This window comes from Lacihabitans soyangensis (assembly GCF_024343775.1).
Taxonomy (GTDB): Bacteria; Bacteroidota; Bacteroidia; order Cytophagales; family Spirosomataceae; genus Leadbetterella; species Leadbetterella soyangensis.
This window is the reverse complement of the sequence record NZ_RJUF01000194.1, coordinates 91,489-112,874: the sequence shown is the minus strand read 5'-3', so window position 1 is coordinate 112,874 and position 21,386 is coordinate 91,489. Positions and strand designations below refer to the sequence as shown.

Sequence of the window (21,386 nt, the reverse complement as noted above, 5' to 3'; positions counted from 1 at the left end):
TTTTTTAGTTTTTAATTTGTTCTTCAAAAATTCTGACTGGATTTCCTCTAATCAAGCTTTTTTGAAGTTTCCAATTGTTAATCGAACTGACTTGCATTTCTTCAAATGAAGCCTCATTTAATTTTTGCATCATTCGTTGAAGAGCAATTTTTTTGTTTTGATGTTGTGACCTTGAATCCATTGACACTAAACTTAAACCAGTTGGCGTATAAGTGATTCTCACCGCCGAACTTACTTTATTGATATGTTGTCCTCCTGCACCTGAACTTCTGAGAGTTTGGTACTGAAAGTCAGAATCTTTAGGTTCAATGATCTTTGTGTTTTTCAAAATTGAAATACCTACAAACCAATTTTTCCTTTTATGGTTTGGTCTTACATTGCTATTGCTAATCCACTGAATGGTCCCAACCCATTTTTTTAAAAAGGCCTGAAGATTTGGGCTTTGTAATTCTAAAATAATAGATTCAAAAAAAGGTAAACCTTTGATGAATTCTTCTTTATGAATTTTAGTTTTTATGCCCAAATCCTCTGCCTCTTTTAGTAGTTTTTCGAATACATGTTTTACCACATATTCGCATTCTTTTGGTCCACATGCTGCCGATATTTGAATCGTTTCCCGTTCTATAGTTAAATTTTTCATCTGTCCATTCTAACTATTTTAGGCGAAAAAGTTCCAATTACTTCAACCAAATCCTGCTGTAGGCTCATGACTTTATTAATGTCTTTATAAGCCATTGGCGATTCGTCAATACTTCCACCAATAAGGCTAACATCGTGTTTTTTTAAAACATTTGCCAACTGGTTTTGGGTAAAACTCTCTTTGCAGACTCCTCTTGAAAACAGTCTGCCCGCACCATGAGAAGCTGATTCTAAGCTTTCTTTATTTCCTTTGCCGACTACAATAAAGCCGGGTGCTGTCATTGAACCTGGAATGATCCCTAAAGCTCCTTTGGCAGCAGGAGTGGCTCCTTTTCTGTGAACTATGCACTCTTTTCCATTCACTGTTTCTTTCCAAGCGAAATTGTGGTGGTTTTCAATTTTTAAAATTGATTTCTTTCCCAATGCTTTTGAAATCCTCCTATGAATGTCATCATGACATGCTTTAGCGTAATCTCCGGCAAGATTCATTGCCGCCCAATACTCTTGCCCATCATGCGTGTCTAAATTTAGCCAAGCCAAATGCTGAACATTTTTAGGCAAAGGGCACTGTTTTTTTGCCAAATAAGTATAATGTTTGGCAATGTTTGCTCCTAAACCTCTAGAACCACTGTGAGATAGAATTGCTAGATATTCTTTTTCAGTATCCATCGAAATAAGTTCGTTTTGCGAAAAACGAACAATCCCAAATTCAACAAAATGATTTCCACCTCCTGAGCTACCCAACTGTTTATAAGCTTTGTCTAAATTTTGTTGTAGAATAGGAATCTCATTGAATTCTTTCCTAGAAAATATTTCATGATCTGTTTTGATTTTTTGAGTTTCATTCAAACCAAATTTTGTATGGTCCGACAAAATTCCCATCAATTGACTCTCTCTTCCTTTTATGAAAGTAGAAGGCAAATCAAAAACTGAAAGACTCATTCTACAGCCAATATCTACACCAACACCGTAAGGAATAACAGCGTTTTCTGTAGCTAATACCCCTCCAATTGGAAGTCCATAGCCGGCATGGGCATCTGGCATTAATGCTCCCGCTAATGCTACTGGCAGCTTTAGTGCTGAATACAACTGCATTTTTGCTTCCTCTTCTATTTCATTTTCTCCAAAAATACTGTAAGGTGCTCGGGTATTTCTAAGCTGCTGGAAACTAACTTCCACTGGATCTATTAATCCTTCTGCAAGTTTCCCCCATATTCCGTCTCCGATATATTTTGACGGCTCCAATAGTACGCCTTTGGCTTCTTTTAAAACACTCTCTTTCTTTTCTTTTTTTCTATATCTGCTTATTTGCCCTAAGGCAATATTTATTGCATTGTTTTTTGGAAAACCCAATTTTATCAGGTCTTTTCCAGATAATTTACTTCCCATGTTTTTGTTTATTTTAAAATTGGGCAATAGGAAATTTCTAAAATTCAGTTTTGAATTTTCTATTGCTTCGAAAATTCCTTAAAAGGAATTGAAATAGTTTTCGGGGAAATTTGAATAATTATATCAAACAAAAAAGCCCGAAACTTAATGTCTTCGGGCTTTTCATATATTCAATAATTTTTTCTAAGATTGAGATAAGCCACGAAGAATTGCCACACCAGATCCAACTGATGGTTTGCAATTTTGAAATGATTTGAATACAAACATTTTTTCTCTTCGTTTAAATAGTGAATACTAAATTCGTTCGCAAAATTAGGATTAATTTTTGAAATTAAAAATCTCTTTTATTGGAATTGCCAAAACGAAAAATTCAAAGTAAGTATTAGAAAAATGCATAGAGGTGCTTTTTTAGGAAAGAATGAAGAAGAAATTGTTATTTTTGTAGAAATTTAAGCCTCGAAAAATTCGAAATTGAAAGAATTGATTTATATTTATTTTTAATCATCAAACAGAAGAATTAACCCTAAAACGAATGAAATTAAACATTACCTGGAAAATCTTCATCGGCATGACACTCGGTATCATTGTCGGTTTTTTTATTCATAACCACTTTGATTTGGGTCAGTTTGGTATAAAAGATGCCAGTTTACTTACTGCAGAACAAGTAAAGGCGAACGATGGTGTAAAAGAGTGGAGTTCTTATCTACAACTATTATCCAAGATTTTCCTTCGTCTTATTCAGATGATTTTAGGTCCACTAGTTTTTTCCATTTTGACCGTTGGTATTGCTAAATTAGGTGATTTCAAAGTTGTGGGTCGAATTGGTCTGAAGACATTGGGTTATTTCTATTTTGCTACAATTTTGTCGTTGGTTGCAGGGCTTGTGGCTGTAAATATCATGAAGCCCGGAAAGGTAATGTCGTTGGATTTGCCCGAAACTGGAACCGATACAGGTGTGGAGGCGAAGAAAATGACCCTAGAGAATTTTATCACCCATGTTTTTCCGAAAAGTATTTTTGAGGCACTCGCTACCAATGAAGTTCTTCAAATAGTCGTTTTCTCGCTGTTTTTTGGAGTGGCTTTAGCGGCTATTGGAGACAAAGGCAAAATGGTCACAAAGGCCTTGGATGCCATTGCCGAAGTTATGTTTAAGATTGTCGGTTATGTGATGATATTTGCACCCTATGCGGTTTTTGGGTCTGTTGCGGCGGTAATTGCTTCCAAAGGTCTTGGTGTTTTGGGAGGATATTTGTATTTGATTGTTTGTTTTTTCGCCACATTGGCTTTTTTCATTTTTGTGGTCTTGTGGGTGATTTGTTTATTTATGAAAATAGACTACTGGAAGCTCCTTCGGTATGTCAAAGACGCACTTTTTCTGTCTTTCAGCACCGCCAGTTCGGAGGCTTCTATGCCCATGCAGATAGAGCAGTTGAAGAAATTCGGAATTTCGGAGCGAATTATCAGTTTTGTATTGCCTTTGGGTTATTCTTTCAATCTTGACGGATCCATGATGTATATGACTTTTGCTACGGGTTTTATTGCTCAAATTTATGGCATAGAACTCACATTGGGTCAGCAAGTTACGATGTTACTGACCTTGCTTTTGACGAGTAAAGGTATCGCTGGTGTTCCGAGGGCTTCTTTGGTGGTTATCGCTGGAACGCTTACCATGTTTGGACTTCCTCAGGAAGGGATTAGCCTAGTATTGGCGGTGGATTGGCTGTTAGACATGGGCCGTTCGGCAACTTCAGTGGCAGGTAATGCCGTAGCAACTGCAGTTGTGGCCAAGTGGGAGGGAGAATTGAAGGATTAAAGTATTCTTCTAAGATTTTATGGAATGGGAATGTGAGTTACTTTGCATTCCCATTTTTTTACGGTTTTTTCTCAATCAGGTCCCACAAGTTACCGTAAAGATCTTCAAAGACACATACTTGGCCAAATTCTTCAATACTTGGTTCTCTAAAGATTTTAATGTTTTGAAGCAACAAATTCTGATAATCTCTTTCGAAATCGTCTGTATGTAAAAACAAAAAAACTCTTCCACCAGATTGATTTCCAATGGCGAGCTTTTGGTCACCCACTGCTTTGGCTAAAAGAATTTGGCACCCTCTCGAACCATTGGGTGCAATCAGTACCCAGCGTTTGGATTCAGAGAGTTTGGTGTCTTCTATTAGGTCAAAATGTAGTTTTTGGGTATAAAACTCTATTGCCTCGTCGTAATCTCTAACTACCAACGCTATGTGTGCAAGGTATTGGTTCATTTAGGTATTTTTTTACAAAGTAATAGAAACAAATCCGATTTTCGACTTATGGTTGCTAGCGGATTAAATCTTGGACGTTTACAGAGGTCATTGTTTTGTTATTTTTTTATTGGAAGATTTATACAATTTGCTGTTTAGCGAAATTTATTTAAACACTAACTTTTAATTAGCCCGATACTTTTCTTAATTTGATTTGTTTTTTGTAAACCATCTTATTTCGCAAGATAAATTCCAATCCCATGCTCAATTTTTTTGTAGCCTTTTTTACCTTAAAATTTATCCGAAAGCATCTTAATACCAAAGAGACTTTGCCTCAGTATGATCAATATTTAAAGATTTTAAATTTTTTTGTCGTACCTTTTTTATTGCTTTTAGTATATACCACATTTAAGAGGTTTCTCCCAACTATTAACTTCGGCTGGTTTTTAATTTTTTCAGCCATAACTTATGTTTTGTGGTTATTGCGGCAAAATAACCTAGCTAGTTCTTTGCTCAAAGCTGGCTTACCATTTTACATTGTTAATAGTCTCAGAGACTTTTTGGAGTACCTCATGAATGATTTTGTTGAAGCAAATGATGTGTATATAGATTTTCTTTTTCTCGGAGCTCTTTTTTGGATGGTCGCTTTTGCTATTAGTACCAATAATCAGATAAAGGCACTAAAAAAGGAGGAAGAAAAAAATAGAATTGTAGTAGGCGAAAACGAAAAATTGGAGATGCTCGTGAAGGAGCGGACATCTGAGATATTGGCACAAAAAGAGCAGTTGGAATCTACTGTTGAAGAACTAAAAGCTACGCAGAATCAGTTGGTTCAGCAAGAGAAACTAGCGTCCTTGGGTGAGCTTACGGCAGGTATTGCCCACGAGATTCAGAATCCACTGAATTTCGTGAATAATTTTTCTGAATTAAATATAGAACTGATTTCAGAACTTAAGGAGGCTTTGACTTCAAACGATAAAGCTGCAGCAAGCGAGTTGATCGAAGAGATTTTAGGAGATATTACCCAAAATACCGAAAAAATAAATCACCATGGCAAACGTGCCGCAAGTATTGTAAAAGGCATGCTTCAGCACTCCAGAACCAATACTGGCCAAAAAGAACCAACAGATATCAATGCCTTAGCAGATGAGTTTTTGCGATTGAGCTACCATGGTTTGCGAGCCAAGGACAAAACTTTTAATGCAGATTTCAAAGCTGAATTGGATCCTAATTTGCCGATGATAGACGCTGTTCCACAAGACCTAGGAAGGGTATTTTTGAATCTAATCAACAATGCATTTTATGCTTGTAATGAAAGGGCTAAAAATAATACTCAAACTCAGGCTGCGGAATCATATAAGCCGAATGTGACAATCTCCACTCAAAATATAAATGGCACTATCGTAGTAACAGTAAAAGACAATGGTTCAGGTATTTCGGAGGAAAATATTGAGAAGATATTTCAGCCATTTTTTACAACAAAACCAACTGGAAAAGGTACGGGCCTTGGACTAAGTTTGGCTTATGATATTGTGACTAAAGGGCATGGGGGTAATATGGAGGTAGAAAGTATGGTAGGAGTGGGAACAACATTTATTATAAAACTACCAATTAGCTAAAACATTTATTATTTTTACCAACATTAAACCCAAAACCATGAAAGTTCTTGTAGTGGATGATGAAGAGGATATTCAGGATCTTTTTTTGCAAAAATTTAGGAAGGAAATCAGGAATGGTGAAGTAGAATTTTCTTTTGCCACTTCAGGCGAAAAGGCTCTGGTGTATTTGCATCAACATGAGTCCGAAGCTATTCTAATTCTGTCTGACATCAATATGCCTGGTATGAGTGGCATAGAGCTTTTGAGAGAAATAGTGGAGAAAAATACTAAACCTAAGCCTATTGTAATGATGATTACCGCTTATGGTGACGATGAAACACGTAACAAAGCCTTGAGTTTAGGTGCAGACGATTTTCTTAACAAACCCCTTGATTTTGGTGACTTGAAAGAGAGACTTTTTAAACGTTAGACTAATGACCAAGATATTAATAGCCGACGACGAGACTGACTTAGAGATACTTATTAAGCAAAAGTATAGACAAAAAATCCGCGAGCAACACTACTCCTTTGTATTTGCCTGCAATGGATCTGAGGCTCTGAGGGTTTTGGAGGAGAACCCTGACGTGGACATCGTTTTGAGCGATATCAATATGCCAGAAATGGACGGGCTAACCCTTTTAACAAAATTGGGCGAGACACACCCTTTGATAAAGTCTGTGATGGTTTCGGCCTATGGCGATATGGACAATATACGCACAGCCATGAACCGGGGAGCTTTTGATTTCGTGACCAAACCCGTGAATTTTGCCGATCTTGAAACTACTATTGAAAAAACTATTCAGCACGTAAATCAGCTCAAAGAGACTATTAAGGCCATAAAGGAAAATAATATCCTTAAAATGTACGTAGACCACAACGTGCTCAATTTCATGTCTGGTCGTGAGTATGAGGCTTCGCTTTCGGCCAACGAAACAGTTGAGGGTAGCGTTGTTTTTATAGATATTTGTAGTTTCACGTCCATCAGTGAAACCGAAAGCCCAGACAAAGTTGTGAATTTGTTGAATCAATATTTTGACTTGATAGTAAAAGAAATAATAGCTCAAGGAGGCTTCATTGATAAGTTTATTGGAGATTGCGTTATGGCTGTTTTCAAAGGGGAATTTCACCTTGACAGAGCCATAGAAGCCTCATTGGCCATTCGGAATCATATAGAAGCCTTGCCTCAGGCGGAGTCGAAGATTGAGTTCCATCCCAAAGTTTCGATTGGTATAAATTCGGGTGAAATGATTTCAGGGAATATTGGCTCTAAAACACTAAAAAGGCTCGATTACACGGTTATCGGGGATACCGTAAATACGGCACAAAGGCTACAAAGTGTGGCTCAAAATGGTCAGATTTTAATAAATGAAGATGCTTATCAAAAAGTGAAACAGTCATTTAACTGTAAACTTTTGGGGCCCAAGGCACTAAAGAATAAGTCCTCTGAATTGATAGTGTACGAAGTACTTAATTGAAATATTCACAAGTTCACTTGTTTTGGCAAGAATGGTGTTCAATTTCTTATTAATTGTCCTAACTTGACATAATAGTACTATTCTTGTTTATAGATTTTATCTTTGCAAAAAAAGATTTTAGATGGCTCAAGCAAACGCCACTTTTATCATTACGTTGGCCTTGATTTTGATGGGCTTTTTGATAAAAAAGTATAATTTTATTTCTGAAAAAGAAGGGAAAGTGCTTTCGAAGTTTCTGATGCACACCACATTTCCGGCTTTGATGATTATTTCCACCTCGAAAGTTAAACTAGAGCCTTCTCTCTTTTTATTGCCAATTTTATGTGTGGCCATGGGTATCATCATGATTTCCGTGGCCTTTTACCTATTCAAAGATTTAGAAACCAAACTCAGAGGCGTACTTACCATGGGTGCAGGAGGGTTGAATGTCGGCCTTTTCGGTTTTCCGCTGATAGAGGGCATTTGGGGCACCGAGGCTTTGGTTTTTGCGGTAATGTTTGACATTGGCAATACCATTATGACATTTGGCGGGGTATATCCGGTTGGTTCATATTTTGCCCAAAGGGGTGACGGTAAATTCCCGATTTCTAAGCTTTTACTTCGTGTTTTTACTCTTCCGCCTGTTACGGGCATGGTCATAGGCTTAAGCATAAATATCTTCAGTATTCCACTGCCAGATATTGCCTTTGATTTTTTAGGAATATTGGCCAAAGCCAACAAACCTTTGGTGTTGTTGCTAATGGGTATTTATTTGAGTTTTGAACTTAACAAGGCTCAGATGAAATATATGAGCCAGATTCTTTTTTTGAGATATCTTATCGGTGGAATTTGTGTGGCTGGCATTTATTTTCTTGTGCCTCCATCGTTGATGCAAAGTGTGTTAATCGTATTGGTTATTTTACCCTTAGGTATGACAATTCTGCCTTTTTCTGATGAGTTTGGTTTTGATTCTCGTATTGCTGGTACCATGGTCAATATTTCACTATTGATAAGTTTTGTGTTGATTTGGCTCTTGGTGTGGTTGCTGCACTTAGTTTAATTCTGTTAATAAATTACCGATTTATTTGGTACAAATGTTTTGATTTTGAATAATTTTTACTAATTTCATTATCAATAACTTATATTGTTCTCCACCAAATCTAATTCTATCATGAAAAGAATAATTTTATTATCATTTATCCTGTTCGCTAATTTTGTTTTAGCTTTTGTGCCGATAAAAATAACACCAGATTTTACGGACACACAATTAAGGGAGGCTGAGAAAAGAGCTTTTGACCATCTGGGAGTAAAAGTAGAGGTTGAAGTATTTTCAAGAGATGAGGCAGGGAGAATTGAGAAAGTTAAGATTTCTAGATTTCATAAAGATGGAAGGTTGGCCACTTCTTGCAGTTCTGATTTACTTGAGGAACTAGCCATTACCGAAGGAGGATGTTGGATAAAAGATAGAGAAAGGAAAAAGTAATGTGAACCATTTTTTGCAAATTATAACATAATAAAAACACGGATAGGCTTAAAACCCATCCGTGTTTTTGTTTTAGTCTAGTTAAGATTATTTCAATAATTCAAATAGTTCTTTGTCCATTTGCGGTTTTACTGTCGATACATTATCAAAGTGCATGGTGGCTGTATTTGTTGCATTGTAGGCAGGCCATTTTGGCAAACCTTTGTGGTTTGGATCTCCAACTTTAGCGAAATTTATCCAAGCTTGACTCATTTTGTCGGCCAAGGCTTGTGCCTCTTTCGTACCGCCAGTCATGTTTTTGGTACGTTGAATATTGTCAAAACAAAAAGCTATTTCCATACAGTGCACAGCTTTGTATTTTCCATCCATTACGGGTGACTGCCAATCAAACAAATACATAAAAGTAGGAGCACCACCAGCCAAGGCCGATTTCATGTTGGCCTGTACCACCGCTCCAGGGCGAAAAGTTACGTCATAACTCAACATATCGGTCATTTTACCATTTGGATATGCTTTTTTAACTGCTGCTATGTAGGCATCTGTTTTGTCGGCATAGACTTTTTTGATAGCTTCTTTGGCTTGTTCGTCTGTAGATCCGCTCGGGATTCCTCCTCTAAAAACGGCAAATTCGTTTATGGTGGTGCCAATCATTAAAGGTATGTTTTTCGATAACTCAAAAGCCTCGTTGGAGAACAGTTGGTAAGGAAGTATTTCACCATCTGCACTTGGTCCCCAGCCTAATCCAAAACCTACTACTGGCTTGCCTTCGGCTTTCATTTTGTCAGCTACGGTTTTTAGAGCTTTCTTACCTGCATTGGCCAAAGTTTGGTAGGGTACATTTTGAATTTCATCTATTTTGTCTGCTGATAATCCCAGTTCTTTCACTACTTCGGCTCCTATGGCTTGTGTGGTTGCTTTATCTAACATGGCAGAACGAAAAGCACCACTTTGGTTGATGGCCTTATGGAAAAGCCCTTTTGCTGATGGCATAGCCATGAGGGTATTTACTTTGGCACCACCACCCGACTGTCCGAATATGGTTACGTTGTTTGGGTCACCTCCAAAGTTTGAAATATTGGTTTTCACCCATTCCAAAGCTGCTTTCATGTCCAATACGCTCAAATTAGCCGATTGTTTATACTTATCGCCATAAGCTGAAAGATCTAAATACCCCAGAATATTTAAGCGATGGTTGATAGAAACTACTACCACGTCCCCTTTTTTTGCTAAGTTTTCGCCGTCATAAGAGGGTAACTCTATGGATGAACCAGCTGTAAAACCCCCGCCATGAATCCAGAACATTACAGGGCGTTTTTTGCCGTCATTAATGCCTGGTGTCCAGACATTTATACGCATGCAGTCTTCGTTGGTAAAGCCCCAGTTGTGGTCAAACACAAACTCGCTCTCGTCCATGACATTTGTTGTTGGGTTTTCCAATGGGGCCACTGGTCCATAAGTCATGGAGCTACGAACGTTGGCCCAAGGTTTTGGTTTTTGAGGAGATTCAAAACGCTTTGCCTCGGCATAAGGAATGCCTTTATAGTTGTAAATACCGTTGTTGATATAGCCACGTACTTTTCCTGCATCAGTAGACGTTACGGCTATATTTTCCCCAGTTTGTAACTGAGCTATAGTGTTTTGCGAAAACACCATGGCCGCAGCTATTGCCAATAGTTTTAGTTTCATAAATGTTAAAAGATTAAAAAGGTTGAACTTGAAAATTTATTTTTTGTACGAAAATAAGGCAAATAGTTATAATAAAAAAGATTATTGTCGCAAAATGATACAATAATATTTTGGAGTGATTTTTTCGGTGTTTTTTATCAAAAAAAATAGCGTAGGTCTCAGGGAGAAATCTACGCTATTTCTAAATGATATTTCTTAGCATTCCTATTTCAGGTCCGACTATCGTCTGACCTTCGGACCGCTCGTTGGAATTACTTCCTGGCCAATTCTTTGTCTATGGCAGCTTTTACCATTTTTTCCATAATGGCATAACAGGCTTTTGTTGGGTGAACACCATCTTCTGCCATTTCTTTGCTTAGACCGTTTCTGCCGTCTTTGAGGGTGTTGAAATAGTCTAAATAACTCACGCCGTACTCATCGGCCAGTTTTTTGATTCCTTCGTTTAGAGCTATCACTTTTGTTGGGATATCTTTGATTTCTGGCCTCCATGGAAAAGAATATGCGGGTAAAACAGATGCCAAAATAACTTTGATTTTGTTGGCTTTGGCTATTTCTATCATTGAACGATAATTGCCGAGTGTAAATTCGGGCATATAGTCTCCCGTATTTTCGGCAATGTCGTTGATGCCGATATTTATCACTACTAATTTTGGTTTTAAGTCAATAACGTCTTGGCGAAATCTCAATAGTGTTTGTGGTGAAGTTTGGCCACTTATTCCTCTGCCAACGTAGTTATTTATTTCGAAAAAATCAGGACTTGCATACGCCCAACCATCCGTTATGGAATCTCCAGTCAATACCACTCTTGTTTTTCCAGACTTGGGTGCACCTATTTTGGCATTTGCTTCTCTATATCTGCCCAAATTGGTCCAGTCTCTCCGTTCTCTCTCGGCGTTTTTTTTGGCTTCGGCTTCTAATTGATCATCCGTTTTACCAATCTCCCATTGATTTGGGTATTTTTTCTTCAAATAACCTTGCAATTTCATCCAATCCGTGAGTCTTTCATGCCAAGTGTCGGTTGGGATTTTGTTTTTGTTCATTCCGAATCCATGAAGACCTTTTTCGTAAATGTGCATTTCGGCAGCTTGACCTGCATTGTGCCAGTCGAGATACAATTGAGCATTTGCAGGTGCAAAACCAAGGTTATCATTATCTGCTAAAGCTATGAAAATCGGATATTTTTCTCTGGGAATGTTTTTGAGATAATCTACCGCTGGCACATATGGATAGATTGGGGCGATGAAGTTTGGCTTCGTTTCTTTTGAGGAAGCGTAAAAAGCTCCTAGTGTGAGTGTTCCACCTGCCGAAAAACCCATCATACCTACTCTGTCAGTATTGATGTCATATTCAGTTGCATTGTCTCGGATGTGTTTCAGAGCTGTTTGGGCATCTTTTATAGCCAGTTCAATCACTGGGGCATTTTCTTCATCTAGTTTCTTGAAATCTTTCATTTTTTCGCTCAACTCAGCAAATGGATTAGTGGTTTTGAGTTGGACCACCCTGTATTTCAACACAAAGGCAGCCACGCCTTTGGATTGAAGCATTTTGGCTACTTGATGTCCTTCGCTGTCCATTGAAAGGATGTGAAAGGCACCTCCGGGAGCTACCAACATGGCGGTGCCTGTGGCTTTGTTTTTGTCTGGTAAATAGATGCTTAGGGTCGGCTCTACTACATTGTAGGAAATGGTATTTCCGTCTGGTGTTTTTATTTCAGATTCTTTCCAGTTCCAGTTTTCTGAGCCGGGGGCAGCGGAGGGATATAATTTTATGGTTTTTTGAGAAAAAGCCAATGAACTGATGAGCAGTAGAATGCAGAGTTTTCTGAACATTTTGATTAAGATTGATAATTGAGGTGACAATTTAGTGTAATTTCTTTTTTGATAGACAATATGCTGTTTAGAAATTGGAATATTGCTGAAATCTGAGGGATGATTTTTTATGTAATTTCAAGGTTATTCAATATAATCTGTGAAGAAACAAAACCTTGGAATCGGACAAAATTTAGTTGATTCTATACTTTCACCGACAAACGAATTTGCCCACATTTTTATCTTTCTTTAGTCGGTACGAAAAATCCATTCATCGGTAATTTTCATATTACTCATCGAAAACTCGTTTCTGTTTTTTGCGAAATCCACCAATTTTGACTCATCGAAACGCAAAAAACAATTATGAAAAAGCTATTTACATTTTTAATTACAATTCTTGCTATTATTTCTGCACACGCTCAAACGGTCGTTTCTGGCAAAATAACCGACAAAAAAGGAGAGATTTTACCATTTGCCAACATTGCTCTTGAAGGAACTTATGACGGTGCCTCGGCGGACGAAAACGGCAAATTTAGTTTTTCTACAGATGAAAAAGGAACAAAGAAACTGCTTGTAACCATGGTAGGATTTCTAAATGCTCAAAAAGAAATCCAGCTCAACGGACAAAGAGTAGAAGTAGAAATCAAACTCGAAGAAACAATCAATGCACTTAATGCTGTGGTAGTTACTGCGGGTATGTTTGAGGCTTCAGACGAAAAGAAAATGGTTATGCTGAAGCCTTTGGATATTGTGACCACTGCTGGCGGAAATGCCGATATTGTGTCTGTAATGCAGCTTTTGCCGGGTGCCAATAGGGTAGGAGAACGGGAAGGTTTATTTGTAAGAGGTGGTTCGGCCAACGAAACCAAGACCGTGATCGACGGCATGATTGTCCAAAATCCTTTTTTCAGTAGTACACCTGATGTGCCGCAGCGAGGTAGGTTTGATCCGTTTATGTTTAAAGGTACGGCTTTCAGCACCGGTGGTTATTCAGCTCTTTATGGCCAGGCGTTATCTTCGGTTTTGTTGCTCAATACGCAGGACAAATTAGGAGAAAATACCTCAACCACGGCGAGTTTGAACTTGGCCAGTGCTGCTATATCGCACACGCACAAAGGATGGTTCACCGGCTCGTTGTATTACAGTAACATTACGCCTCTTATTAAATTGATGGAAAACAACTATGATTTTGAGAAAGTACCTCAAGGCATAGGTGCGTCGGTGAGCGTAAATGAGAATTTTAAGAATAATAGTTCCTTGAAAATTTACGGAACCTTTGCAGATAACCGTTCGGCCATAAATTTACCAAACTACGATGCCGAAAACACCAAATATCTTTTTGATAATAAAAATCAAAATGCTTTCACGAACGCATCTTACCGTCAAACCTACAAAGACGGTCTGTGGGTATTAAATTCTGGCGTGTCTTACAGCAAAAATATTGATAACTTGAAAATTGCAGATTTAAAAGCCGATAGAATAGATGAACGCACTCAATTGAGAGCGGTTATGAGTCGGCTCTACGGAAACAACCGCAGTTCAACTTTTAATTTCGGAGCCGAGACACACTGGATAAATGTATCAAATCAATTCGAGCAGAATTTGGCAGCTTTGAAAGACCATTACACAGCAGTATTTGCTGAATCAGAGATGTTTGCTTCACCAAAATTGGCTGTTAGACTCGGGGCAAGGGCTGAATATTCTTCAGCTATCGGTAAATACAATGCAGTGCCGAGAATATCAATGGCTTACAAAACTGGAAAGTACTCACAAGTGTCGTTGGCGGGCGGTAGATTTTATCAAAACCCTGACAAAGAATATTTGTATCTCAACAAAAATCTTGGCTTCGAGTCGTCGGATCATATCATAGCCAACTATCAGATTATGAAGTTGGGCAGGACATTCAGAACTGAGGTTTTCTATAAAAAATACGATAATTTGGTGGTAGAAAAGGGCCAAATTTTTGATCCTAATCCCTACAGATTCCCGACTGGACAAACAGACAACAGCGGCAATGGATTCGCTCAAGGCTTTGACATGTTTTTTAGAGATCAAAAAAGTCTAAAAAATGGAGATGTCTGGGTAACTTATTCTTTCCTCGACACTGAGAGATATTTTAGAAATTATCCGAAGTCAGTCATGCCATATTTCGCTTCAAAACATAACATGAGTGTGGTTTATAAGCAGTTTTTTACTAAAATTTCTACCAATGTAGGCCTTACTTTTTCACACGCCTCTGGCCGACCAGTATATGGTATAGATGATGATTTTGGGAAAGTAGAAATGACCAAAGCTTACCAAAACGTGAGTTTTATGGCAAGTAAAATAAAACAAACGGCCAATAGTTTCATTGTGTTCTATGCTATTGTTGATAATGTTTTGGCTAGAAACAACGTGTTTGGTTACAGATATTCTGCCGATGGCACCAAACGTTACGAGGTAAACCCACCTATGAAACGCATGATATTCTTCGGTGTGAGCTGGACCTTCGGCAAACTTAATGGAAGATCAAAAGAAGCAGATTTAAATTTTTAATATAAACAATTAAACAAAATAAAGTAATATGAAAAAGTTAGTTTTAAGTATCGCATTAGCAATTGGTTCGATGGCAACATTTGCCCAAAGTGAAAAATTTGTGGCCACAATGACTGAGCAGGCCGCGGCTATTCAAGCAAACTATGAAAACTCTTATATGCCGATGGCGAACAAAATGGAGAGAATTGCAGCTGCCGAAGCCAAAGAATGGACGCCGCAATATTGGATGGCCTATTGTCTTATCAACGAGACATTCAAATTGAAAGAGGCTGCTGAAAAGGATTTGCTTTTAGAAAAGGCAGAAGGTTTCATCAAGAAAGCAGAGTCTATTTCACCGAAAAATGATGAAATTGAGGTTCTAAAAGCCCAATATGCCATAGCTAAACTTTCTGTGGATCCTATGAGCAGATGGCAGAAATATGGTGCCGATTTTCAAGAAGCTCTAAAAAAAGCAGAAGAAATCAATCCAGAAAATCCGAGGGTTCCATATGTGATGGGCACCAATATTTTTTATACGCCGGAGGGATTTGGTGGCGGTCAGGCTAAGGCAAAACCATATTTTGAGAAAGCTATAGCCAAATTCAGTACCTTCAAATCAGCAACGGCTTATGCTCCTAATTGGGGAAAAGAAGCTTCCAATTATTTTCTTTCGCAGATAAAGTAAGGTTCTTGATTTTTTTGAAAAAGCCGAATTCTGAAAGGAATTTGGCTTTTTTTATACAAACCAACTTTTTACAAAATAGAAAAACCAGGTTTGTACAGCTCCAGCAAACAAAGCACATATCAACATTTTCCAAAGAATCTCTACTTTATTGAATCGAAAATGAAGGGCCAGGAAACTACCTAAAATAGGTGTGAATATAAATGGTGTCAAAAGGGCGATACCCCAGAGGCCTAGTTTAGATTTTACTTTTATGGCTATTCGAGTGGTTCTACTAAATATCTTTTTGGGTTTATTGCCTCTGAATCTAGCAATAAGTTGTGTGATTATTTCACCGCCATAAATTACCAAAAAGACCGTGAGCATCATACCCAAGGACGAGAAAATACTGGTCTCCCACCAACTGAGTTTAAACGCCACTCCCGCCAGTGGGCCGCCGACAAACTTTATTGTTGCCGCTAATGCGACCGCTAAATATTCTGAAAATTTCAACATATACCCTCTTAACAATGATTTTGACTCACATATTACAAGATTTTTGAAAATAAATAAAAAAATTTTACATAGTATCTTGCATAACAAAGTACTATCCTATATATTTGCATCATCAATTATGAAAAAGCTATAATTTCTTTTTAAGAAACAGTTTAAAACAACAAGATTATGAATTTAGAAAATGCACAGGTACAAATGCGGAAGGGCATCTTGGAGTATTGCATTTTGCAGATTATATCCCGGGGCGAGGTTTACGCCTCAGAGATATTGGACGAACTGCTCAATGCGAAAATCATGGTGGTAGAAGGTACACTTTATCCCTTACTCACAAGACTCAAAAACGCAGAATTGTTAGATTATCAATGGAAAGAATCAACTTCAGGGCCGCCTCGTAAGTATTATATTCTGACAGAAAAAGGGACAAGTTTCCTCGAAGGCTTGGATGCTACATGGATAGAACTCGCAGAGTCTGTACAATCTATCATTGCCAAAACTCAAAAATAATTATTATGAAAAAGACATTACAAATAACAATAGGTGGGCTCATTTTTAACATAGAAGAAGATGCCTACAACAAACTTAGCCAGTATCTAGAAGCCATAAAAAAGTATTTCTCGAGCTACGAAAGCTGCGACGAAATCACTCAAGATATAGAGGCTAGAATTGCCGAAAAATTCTATGAAAAGAATCAGAATGGTGGTGCGATAGAAATGGACGATGTGGACAGAATTGTGAAGTCTATGGGTACTGTTTCTGACTTCGAGGCTATCAAAGAAGACGAGGATTTGTCGAAAGAAACTGGCGAAAGTGCTTCTTTTGGGAAAGCAGATGTGCCAAAATCTGAGGAGTCGTCAAAAACAGATACAGGTATACCGCAAACCAAGTTTTACCGCGATAGTAAGCACAAGGCCCTAGCGGGTGTTTTGGCAGGACTCGCACACAGGTTTGAGTTTGATGTGGTTTGGGCTAGAATTCTGTTCATAGTTTTAGGATTCGGTCTGATAGATTTGGGAATTGGGTTCTTTATTTTCTTGGCTTATTTTGTTTGCTGGATAGCATTTCCAGAAAGAAACGATTTGGACGAAGTTAAAAATGTAAAGAAATTCTATCGAAACCCCGAGAACAAAGTTTTAGGCGGCGTAGCTACCGGACTTTCGTCTTATTTGGGCATGGATTTGGTCATTGTAAGGGTACTTTTTGTGGTAAGTGGATTTTTCTTTATCGGTATTATCCTTTACATAATTTTCTGGATAGTAGCTCCAAATGCGGTTTCAATCACACAGAAAATGGAACTTAAAGGTCAGGCAGTAACCATAGAAAACATAGAGTCTTCAATCAAAACTAACAGCCTTTCAGAGTCACCTCGTCAGGAAAGTGCTATTGCCAAACTTTTACTTTTCCCTTTCAGATTGATTGGTATAATTCTTAAAGCCTTAGGCAAAATTTTAGGACCAATCGGTACCTTGGTAAAAATGTTCTTTGGTTTGTTGCTCATGATTATCGGTGCTTCGTTTGGTTTCGCAGCTATTGTTACTACAGGAGTATTTTTTGGATTGATTTCAAGTAAAGACTGGATTTCAGGCGACCACGTTATAGGGATGTTGAGCAGAGATTTGCCTCCTTTGGGTGGATTTTTCGGATTCCTCGCCCTATTTATTCCGGCCATTGCTATTGTTTTGATAGGTATTAAATTACTGACAGGACAGCTAAACGGCCAAAGGAATTTCTGGCTAACCATGTTGGCTCTATGGTTAATGGGTGTGGTTGGTATCAGTGCTGTAGGCTCAAAATACGCTTTAAACTTCTCAAAATATAATAGTTATACCGAAGATACCAATTTGAGTCTTCCGAATGGCACATTATATTTAGATGCTCTCGAAAGAGATCAAGATGAGGACGATATTTTCGATACCAGGGTGGTTATTGAAGCCTCGGAAAACGATAACCTTTCTTTGAAGACAAAATACAGCTCACACGGTAGATCGAAAGAACAAGCCTTGTCTTTGGCTAAAGATATTTCCTATTTGATTGCACAAAAAGATTCAGTAATCATTTTCCCAGAAAACTTCACAATGAAAGATAAGAATGTCTTTCGTGATCAGAAAGTAGAGGCCACGCTCTATATTCCTAAAAATAAGAAGTTTAAAATGTCTAGAGAGTTTGCTTGGAGTGTTTACAGCCAATCATGGAATCTAGAGTCTAAGTTTGGAATTGACAGAGACAATATCGAGAAATATACTTTTGTCATGGATAATACCGGTGAAATTACTTGTACAGATTGCCCGGTTTTGACGGATGATGAAAGGGAGGCTTTGGATAGAAACGATAGCCATGGTTCATTTGGAGGTGAGGATTTTAACGATCACGGTGAATTTCATAAATCTATCAGTGTTGGGAGCTTTAAAAGTGTTGAGTTTGGGTCAAATTTTATCGTAAGCATTAAACAAGGCGACAAAACATCCGTAGATATTTACAGCAATGACCAAAAAGAACTTGAAAATATAGAAGCAAAAGTAAAGGGTACAACGCTGGAATTGGAATATGAGGACCCTTTCAGAGATCATGATTCAGAGGTACACATTTATATAGTTACCAATAACCTAGAAAGTCTTGATATTTCTGGAGCGGCTAAAGCTAAAATATTAGGTTTTGAAAACCTTGACGATTTCCAAATCAACTTGTCAGGTGCATCACAAGTGGCTTTAGAGATTATTACCAAAGTATTGGATATTAATTCCTCGGGAGCGTCTCAGTTGATTGTAAAAGGCTCTGCACCAACTCTGAGAGTCAATCTTTCGGGAGCCTCACAACTAGATGCCAAAGGCCTTCAGGTAGACAAGGCAGATGTAGAAGCACATGGTGCCAGTGTAGCAAAGCTGGGTAAAATTAAAGACTTGCGGTCTGACACCAGCGGTGGTAGTGAAATAGAAAGAGAATAAATTTCAAAACTTTAAATGTATGCCTTGGGGAAATTCTCCAAGGCATTTTTTTTACAACGATTGCATAAATATTTTCACCGTAAGTTTTGAAACCATCGAAGTTTAGAATTAGCTTCGACCAATTATTCAATTAAACCTTAATAAAAATGAAATCTATCTTTGCGGTTTTTCTATTTTCTGTTTTTGCTTCAGTGGCGGCATTTGGCCAAAATAAAGATATTTCGGCGGTAGAAAAAGCACTTGAAACATTAAGAGTTCAGATGCTCAATCCTACCGAATCAGGATTGAAATCCATTTCTCATCCTGCTTTGACCTATGGCCATTCCAGCGGTAAAATAGAAAACCAGAAGGAATTTATGGAGGCATTTTTAACAGGAGCATCAGATTTTACTTCCCTAGATTTTTCAGACGTAAAGATTGAGATTGTTGGTAAAACCGCAGTAGTAAGACACATTCTCACTGCCGAATCAATGGACAAAGGCAAACAACCAGCTAAGGTAAATATCAAAGTAATGTTGGTCTTTACTAAGGAAAAAGCGAGTTGGGTTTTATTGGGCAGGCAAGCAGTTAAGTATCTTTGATTTTTTCTTTGAAATATTCTATTTAATAACTCTATTTTACCAGAAATCAACTTAAATAGCACTAGAATTCCATCTTTTTTAGCAAAGTTGTCAAAATAGTATTAAAAAAAGAACCACAGTCGGAATTTATATTTAAATAATCTGCATAGATTTGAGTTTCCAAAAATTCGGCATGAAAAACGACAAATATTGCCAAACGGAAACATGAAAATATGAGCAATAGAGTATTAAAAGTACATCCTGACGACAACGTAATAGTCGCCCTTAGTGATATCAAAAAAGGCGAAATAGTAGAGTATGACGAGAAACCATACGAACTGACTTCTGACATTCCGGCAAAACATAAATTTGCTCAGGCTGATTTCGAAATTGGAGAGGAAATATATATGTATGGGGTTTTGGTGGGAAAGGCTCATCAAAAAATCAAAAAAGGAGAGTGGATTACTACTTTCAATGTTAAGCATGCTGCCAGTGAATTTAACCTTGGTGAGCGAAATACCGACTGGCAAGTACCCGACGTCAGTGAGTTTAGCCAACGTACTTTTATGGGTTATCATAGGGCCAATGGTGAAGTAGGAACGGCCAACTACTGGATAGTGTTGCCCATGGTTTTTTGTGAAAATCGCAACCTGGACATCATGAAAGCAGCACTGGTAGATGACTTGGGTTATGGCAAAAAAACAAAATATAAAAACTACGCAAAAAGCTTAATTGACCTCTATTCAGCAGGTAAGAACATAGAGGAAATACTCTCGGTAGAGATAGATGGCAATGAAAATACTGTCACCGAAAGAATCTTCAAAAATGTAGATGGTATAAAATTCCTAACGCATGATATGGGCTGTGGTGGTACACGTCAAGACGCCCAGGCACTATGTGGGCTTTTGGCCGGTTATATAACCCATCCAAACGTGGCCGGTGCAACAGTTTTGAGTTTGGGTTGTCAAAATGCCCAATATCACATGTTGCAGGAAGAAATAGAAAAACGTGGCGGAATGAACCAAAAGCCTATTTATTTTTTAGAACAACAACAGCTTGGAACTGAGGAACTTTTGGTAAGTAACGCCATAAAACAGACCTTCGCAGGACTTATCGAGGCTAATAAAATAGAAAGGAAACCAGCAAGCTTAGACAAACTCGTTTTGGGCTTGGAATGTGGAGGTTCGGATGGTTTTTCGGGAATTTCCGCAAATCCAGCAATTGGTTATACTTCAGACCTTTTGGTGGCTTTAGGCGGAACCGTAATACTTTCAGAATTTCCAGAGCTGTGCGGTGTGGAACAAGAGCTGAGCGACAGATGCATGATAGCAGAAAACGCAGAAAAGTTCAACCATTTGATGACCACTTACAACAATAGAGCAAAAGCTGTAGGGTCGGGATTTGACATGAACCCTTCACCAGGAAACATCAAAGATGGTCTCATCACCGATGCCATAAAGTCTGCTGGAGCAGCAAAAAAAGGTGGTACTTCACCAGTGACGGATGTATTGGATTATCCAGAAAAAGTCACGAAAAAGGGATTAAATCTTTTGTGCACACCAGGTAACGACGTGGAATCAACCACGGCCGAGGTGGGTTCAGGAGCAAATATTGTTCTCTTTACAACTGGCTTGGGTACACCTACGGGCAACCCAATAGTGCCAGTTATAAAACTATCGAGCAATACCAAATTGGCTGAAAAAATGCCTGACATCATTGATATTAATACAGGCTCTATTATCGAAGGCAAAGAAACCATAGAGCAGGCAGGACGAAGAATTTTGGATTTTGTAATCAATGCCGCTAGTGGTACACAGGAAGTAAAAGCCGTTTCAAACGGACAAGATGACTTTATTCCTTGGAAAAGAGGAGTGAGCTTGTAATCAAAGACTTATAATT

The 21,386-nt window shown here is 38.1% G+C and carries 18 protein-coding genes; 12 read left to right on the top strand and 6 right to left on the bottom strand.

All coding sequences use genetic code 11. The annotated features are described in order from the left end of the window. Nucleotides 1-4: 4 nt before the first annotated feature. Both prfH and EGI31_RS23680 read right to left on the bottom strand, forming a co-directional pair. On the bottom strand, nt 5-640 hold the full coding sequence (prfH, locus tag EGI31_RS23685; RefSeq protein ID WP_255039676.1) for a peptide chain release factor H: 636 nt from the start codon (nt 638-640) through the stop codon (nt 5-7). Then, nucleotides 637-2,028 (bottom strand): RtcB family protein, encoded by a 1,392-nt coding sequence (locus tag EGI31_RS23680; protein WP_255039675.1) that lies wholly within the window; start codon nt 2,026-2,028, stop codon nt 637-639. Before EGI31_RS23680 ends, prfH begins: the two co-directional genes overlap by 4 nt. Nucleotides 2,029-2,560: 532 nt before the next feature. Here EGI31_RS23680 and EGI31_RS23675 point away from each other — a divergent pair. Next, the gene (locus EGI31_RS23675) at nt 2,561-3,841 is read left to right on the top strand and encodes a dicarboxylate/amino acid:cation symporter (RefSeq protein ID WP_255039674.1); all 1,281 of its coding nucleotides are present in this window, start codon (nt 2,561-2,563) and stop codon (nt 3,839-3,841) included. Between the two features lie 58 nt (nt 3,842-3,899). On the opposite strand, the gene EGI31_RS23670 is transcribed toward EGI31_RS23675, so the two are convergent. After that, a complete protein-coding gene (locus tag EGI31_RS23670; RefSeq protein WP_255039673.1) occupies nt 3,900-4,289 on the bottom strand; it encodes a VOC family protein in 390 nt (129 codons plus the stop codon). Between the two features lie 488 nt (nt 4,290-4,777). On the opposite strand from EGI31_RS23670, the gene EGI31_RS23665 reads away from it, so the two are divergent. From EGI31_RS23665 to EGI31_RS23645, 5 genes are all read left to right on the top strand, one after another. Further along, nucleotides 4,778-5,887 carry a sensor histidine kinase gene (locus tag EGI31_RS23665; RefSeq protein ID WP_255039672.1) on the top strand — a complete coding sequence of 370 codons (1,110 nt, stop codon included), beginning with the start codon at nt 4,778-4,780 and terminating at the stop codon, nt 5,885-5,887. Nucleotides 5,888-5,924: 37 nt separating this feature from the next. Then, the gene (locus tag EGI31_RS23660; RefSeq protein ID WP_255039671.1) at nt 5,925-6,296 is read left to right on the top strand and encodes a response regulator; all 372 of its coding nucleotides are present in this window, start codon (nt 5,925-5,927) and stop codon (nt 6,294-6,296) included. A 4-nt stretch (nt 6,297-6,300) separates the two neighbouring features. Continuing rightward, a complete protein-coding gene (locus EGI31_RS23655; protein WP_255039670.1) occupies nt 6,301-7,341 on the top strand; it encodes an adenylate/guanylate cyclase domain-containing protein in 1,041 nt (346 codons plus the stop codon). Between the two features lie 121 nt (nt 7,342-7,462). Next, nucleotides 7,463-8,380 carry an AEC family transporter gene (locus EGI31_RS23650; RefSeq protein WP_255039669.1) on the top strand — a complete coding sequence of 306 codons (918 nt, stop codon included), beginning with the start codon at nt 7,463-7,465 and terminating at the stop codon, nt 8,378-8,380. A gap of 111 nt (nt 8,381-8,491) precedes the next feature. Beyond that, on the top strand, nt 8,492-8,803 hold the full coding sequence (locus tag EGI31_RS23645) for a hypothetical protein (protein WP_255039668.1): 312 nt from the start codon (nt 8,492-8,494) through the stop codon (nt 8,801-8,803). 87 nt (nt 8,804-8,890) lie between these two features. On the opposite strand, the gene EGI31_RS23640 is transcribed toward EGI31_RS23645, so the two are convergent. Together EGI31_RS23640 and EGI31_RS23635 are read right to left on the bottom strand one after the other, a co-directional pair. After that, entirely contained in the window at nt 8,891-10,489 is a 1,599-nt protein-coding gene (locus EGI31_RS23640) for a carboxylesterase/lipase family protein (protein ID WP_255039667.1), read from the bottom strand. Nucleotides 10,490-10,740: 251 nt separating this feature from the next. Further along, complete coding sequence (locus EGI31_RS23635; RefSeq protein WP_255039666.1) at nt 10,741-12,318, bottom strand: GDSL-type esterase/lipase family protein; 1,578 nt, start codon at nt 12,316-12,318, stop codon at nt 10,741-10,743. 342 nt (nt 12,319-12,660) lie between these two features. Between EGI31_RS23635 and EGI31_RS23630 the strand changes: the two genes are divergently transcribed. Together EGI31_RS23630 and EGI31_RS23625 are read left to right on the top strand one after the other, a co-directional pair. Next, entirely contained in the window at nt 12,661-14,832 is a 2,172-nt protein-coding gene (locus tag EGI31_RS23630) for a TonB-dependent receptor (protein WP_255039665.1), read from the top strand. A gap of 28 nt (nt 14,833-14,860) precedes the next feature. After that, nucleotides 14,861-15,496 (top strand): protein phosphatase CheZ, encoded by a 636-nt coding sequence (locus tag EGI31_RS23625; protein ID WP_255039664.1) that lies wholly within the window; start codon nt 14,861-14,863, stop codon nt 15,494-15,496. Nucleotides 15,497-15,547: 51 nt separating this feature from the next. Here the strand turns inward: EGI31_RS23625 and EGI31_RS23620 are convergent, their stop codons facing one another. Further along, the gene (locus tag EGI31_RS23620) at nt 15,548-15,988 is read right to left on the bottom strand and encodes a hypothetical protein (protein ID WP_255039662.1); all 441 of its coding nucleotides are present in this window, start codon (nt 15,986-15,988) and stop codon (nt 15,548-15,550) included. A gap of 168 nt (nt 15,989-16,156) precedes the next feature. Between EGI31_RS23620 and EGI31_RS23615 the strand changes: the two genes are divergently transcribed. The 4 genes from EGI31_RS23615 to EGI31_RS23600 all read left to right on the top strand — a co-directional run bounded on the left by EGI31_RS23615 (nt 16,157) and on the right by EGI31_RS23600 (nt 21,370). Further along, nucleotides 16,157-16,492 (top strand): PadR family transcriptional regulator, encoded by a 336-nt coding sequence (locus EGI31_RS23615; RefSeq protein ID WP_255039661.1) that lies wholly within the window; start codon nt 16,157-16,159, stop codon nt 16,490-16,492. A 5-nt stretch (nt 16,493-16,497) separates the two neighbouring features. Beyond that, nucleotides 16,498-18,927, top strand: a complete 2,430-nt coding sequence (locus EGI31_RS23610) for a PspC domain-containing protein (RefSeq protein ID WP_255039660.1) — start codon at nt 16,498-16,500, stop codon at nt 18,925-18,927. 146 nt (nt 18,928-19,073) lie between these two features. Beyond that, nucleotides 19,074-19,508, top strand: coding sequence for a nuclear transport factor 2 family protein (locus EGI31_RS23605; protein WP_255039659.1), 435 nt, complete (start codon nt 19,074-19,076; stop codon nt 19,506-19,508). A gap of 212 nt (nt 19,509-19,720) precedes the next feature. Continuing rightward, entirely contained in the window at nt 19,721-21,370 is a 1,650-nt protein-coding gene (locus EGI31_RS23600) for a UxaA family hydrolase (RefSeq protein ID WP_255039658.1), read from the top strand. Nucleotides 21,371-21,386: the final 16 nt, after the last annotated feature.

What these genes read in the sequence shown, in the direction of transcription:
- prfH (WP_255039676.1), bottom strand. Translation starts at nt 640, where the DNA reads ATGAAAAATTTAACTATAGAACGGGAAACGATTCAAATATCGGCAGCA.
- EGI31_RS23680 (WP_255039675.1), bottom strand. Translation starts at nt 2,028, where the DNA reads ATGGGAAGTAAATTATCTGGAAAAGACCTGATAAAATTGGGTTTTCCA.
- EGI31_RS23675 (WP_255039674.1), top strand. Translation starts at nt 2,561, where the DNA reads ATGAAATTAAACATTACCTGGAAAATCTTCATCGGCATGACACTCGGT.
- EGI31_RS23670 (WP_255039673.1), bottom strand. Translation starts at nt 4,289, where the DNA reads ATGAACCAATACCTTGCACACATAGCGTTGGTAGTTAGAGATTACGAC.
- EGI31_RS23660 (WP_255039671.1), top strand. Translation starts at nt 5,925, where the DNA reads ATGAAAGTTCTTGTAGTGGATGATGAAGAGGATATTCAGGATCTTTTT.
- EGI31_RS23655 (WP_255039670.1), top strand. Translation starts at nt 6,301, where the DNA reads ATGACCAAGATATTAATAGCCGACGACGAGACTGACTTAGAGATACTT.
- EGI31_RS23650 (WP_255039669.1), top strand. Translation starts at nt 7,463, where the DNA reads ATGGCTCAAGCAAACGCCACTTTTATCATTACGTTGGCCTTGATTTTG.
- EGI31_RS23645 (WP_255039668.1), top strand. Translation starts at nt 8,492, where the DNA reads ATGAAAAGAATAATTTTATTATCATTTATCCTGTTCGCTAATTTTGTT.
- EGI31_RS23640 (WP_255039667.1), bottom strand. Translation starts at nt 10,489, where the DNA reads ATGAAACTAAAACTATTGGCAATAGCTGCGGCCATGGTGTTTTCGCAA.
- EGI31_RS23635 (WP_255039666.1), bottom strand. Translation starts at nt 12,318, where the DNA reads ATGTTCAGAAAACTCTGCATTCTACTGCTCATCAGTTCATTGGCTTTT.
- EGI31_RS23630 (WP_255039665.1), top strand. Translation starts at nt 12,661, where the DNA reads ATGAAAAAGCTATTTACATTTTTAATTACAATTCTTGCTATTATTTCT.
- EGI31_RS23625 (WP_255039664.1), top strand. Translation starts at nt 14,861, where the DNA reads ATGAAAAAGTTAGTTTTAAGTATCGCATTAGCAATTGGTTCGATGGCA.
- EGI31_RS23620 (WP_255039662.1), bottom strand. Translation starts at nt 15,988, where the DNA reads ATGTTGAAATTTTCAGAATATTTAGCGGTCGCATTAGCGGCAACAATA.
- EGI31_RS23615 (WP_255039661.1), top strand. Translation starts at nt 16,157, where the DNA reads ATGAATTTAGAAAATGCACAGGTACAAATGCGGAAGGGCATCTTGGAG.
- EGI31_RS23610 (WP_255039660.1), top strand. Translation starts at nt 16,498, where the DNA reads ATGAAAAAGACATTACAAATAACAATAGGTGGGCTCATTTTTAACATA.
- EGI31_RS23605 (WP_255039659.1), top strand. Translation starts at nt 19,074, where the DNA reads ATGAAATCTATCTTTGCGGTTTTTCTATTTTCTGTTTTTGCTTCAGTG.
- EGI31_RS23600 (WP_255039658.1), top strand. Translation starts at nt 19,721, where the DNA reads ATGAGCAATAGAGTATTAAAAGTACATCCTGACGACAACGTAATAGTC.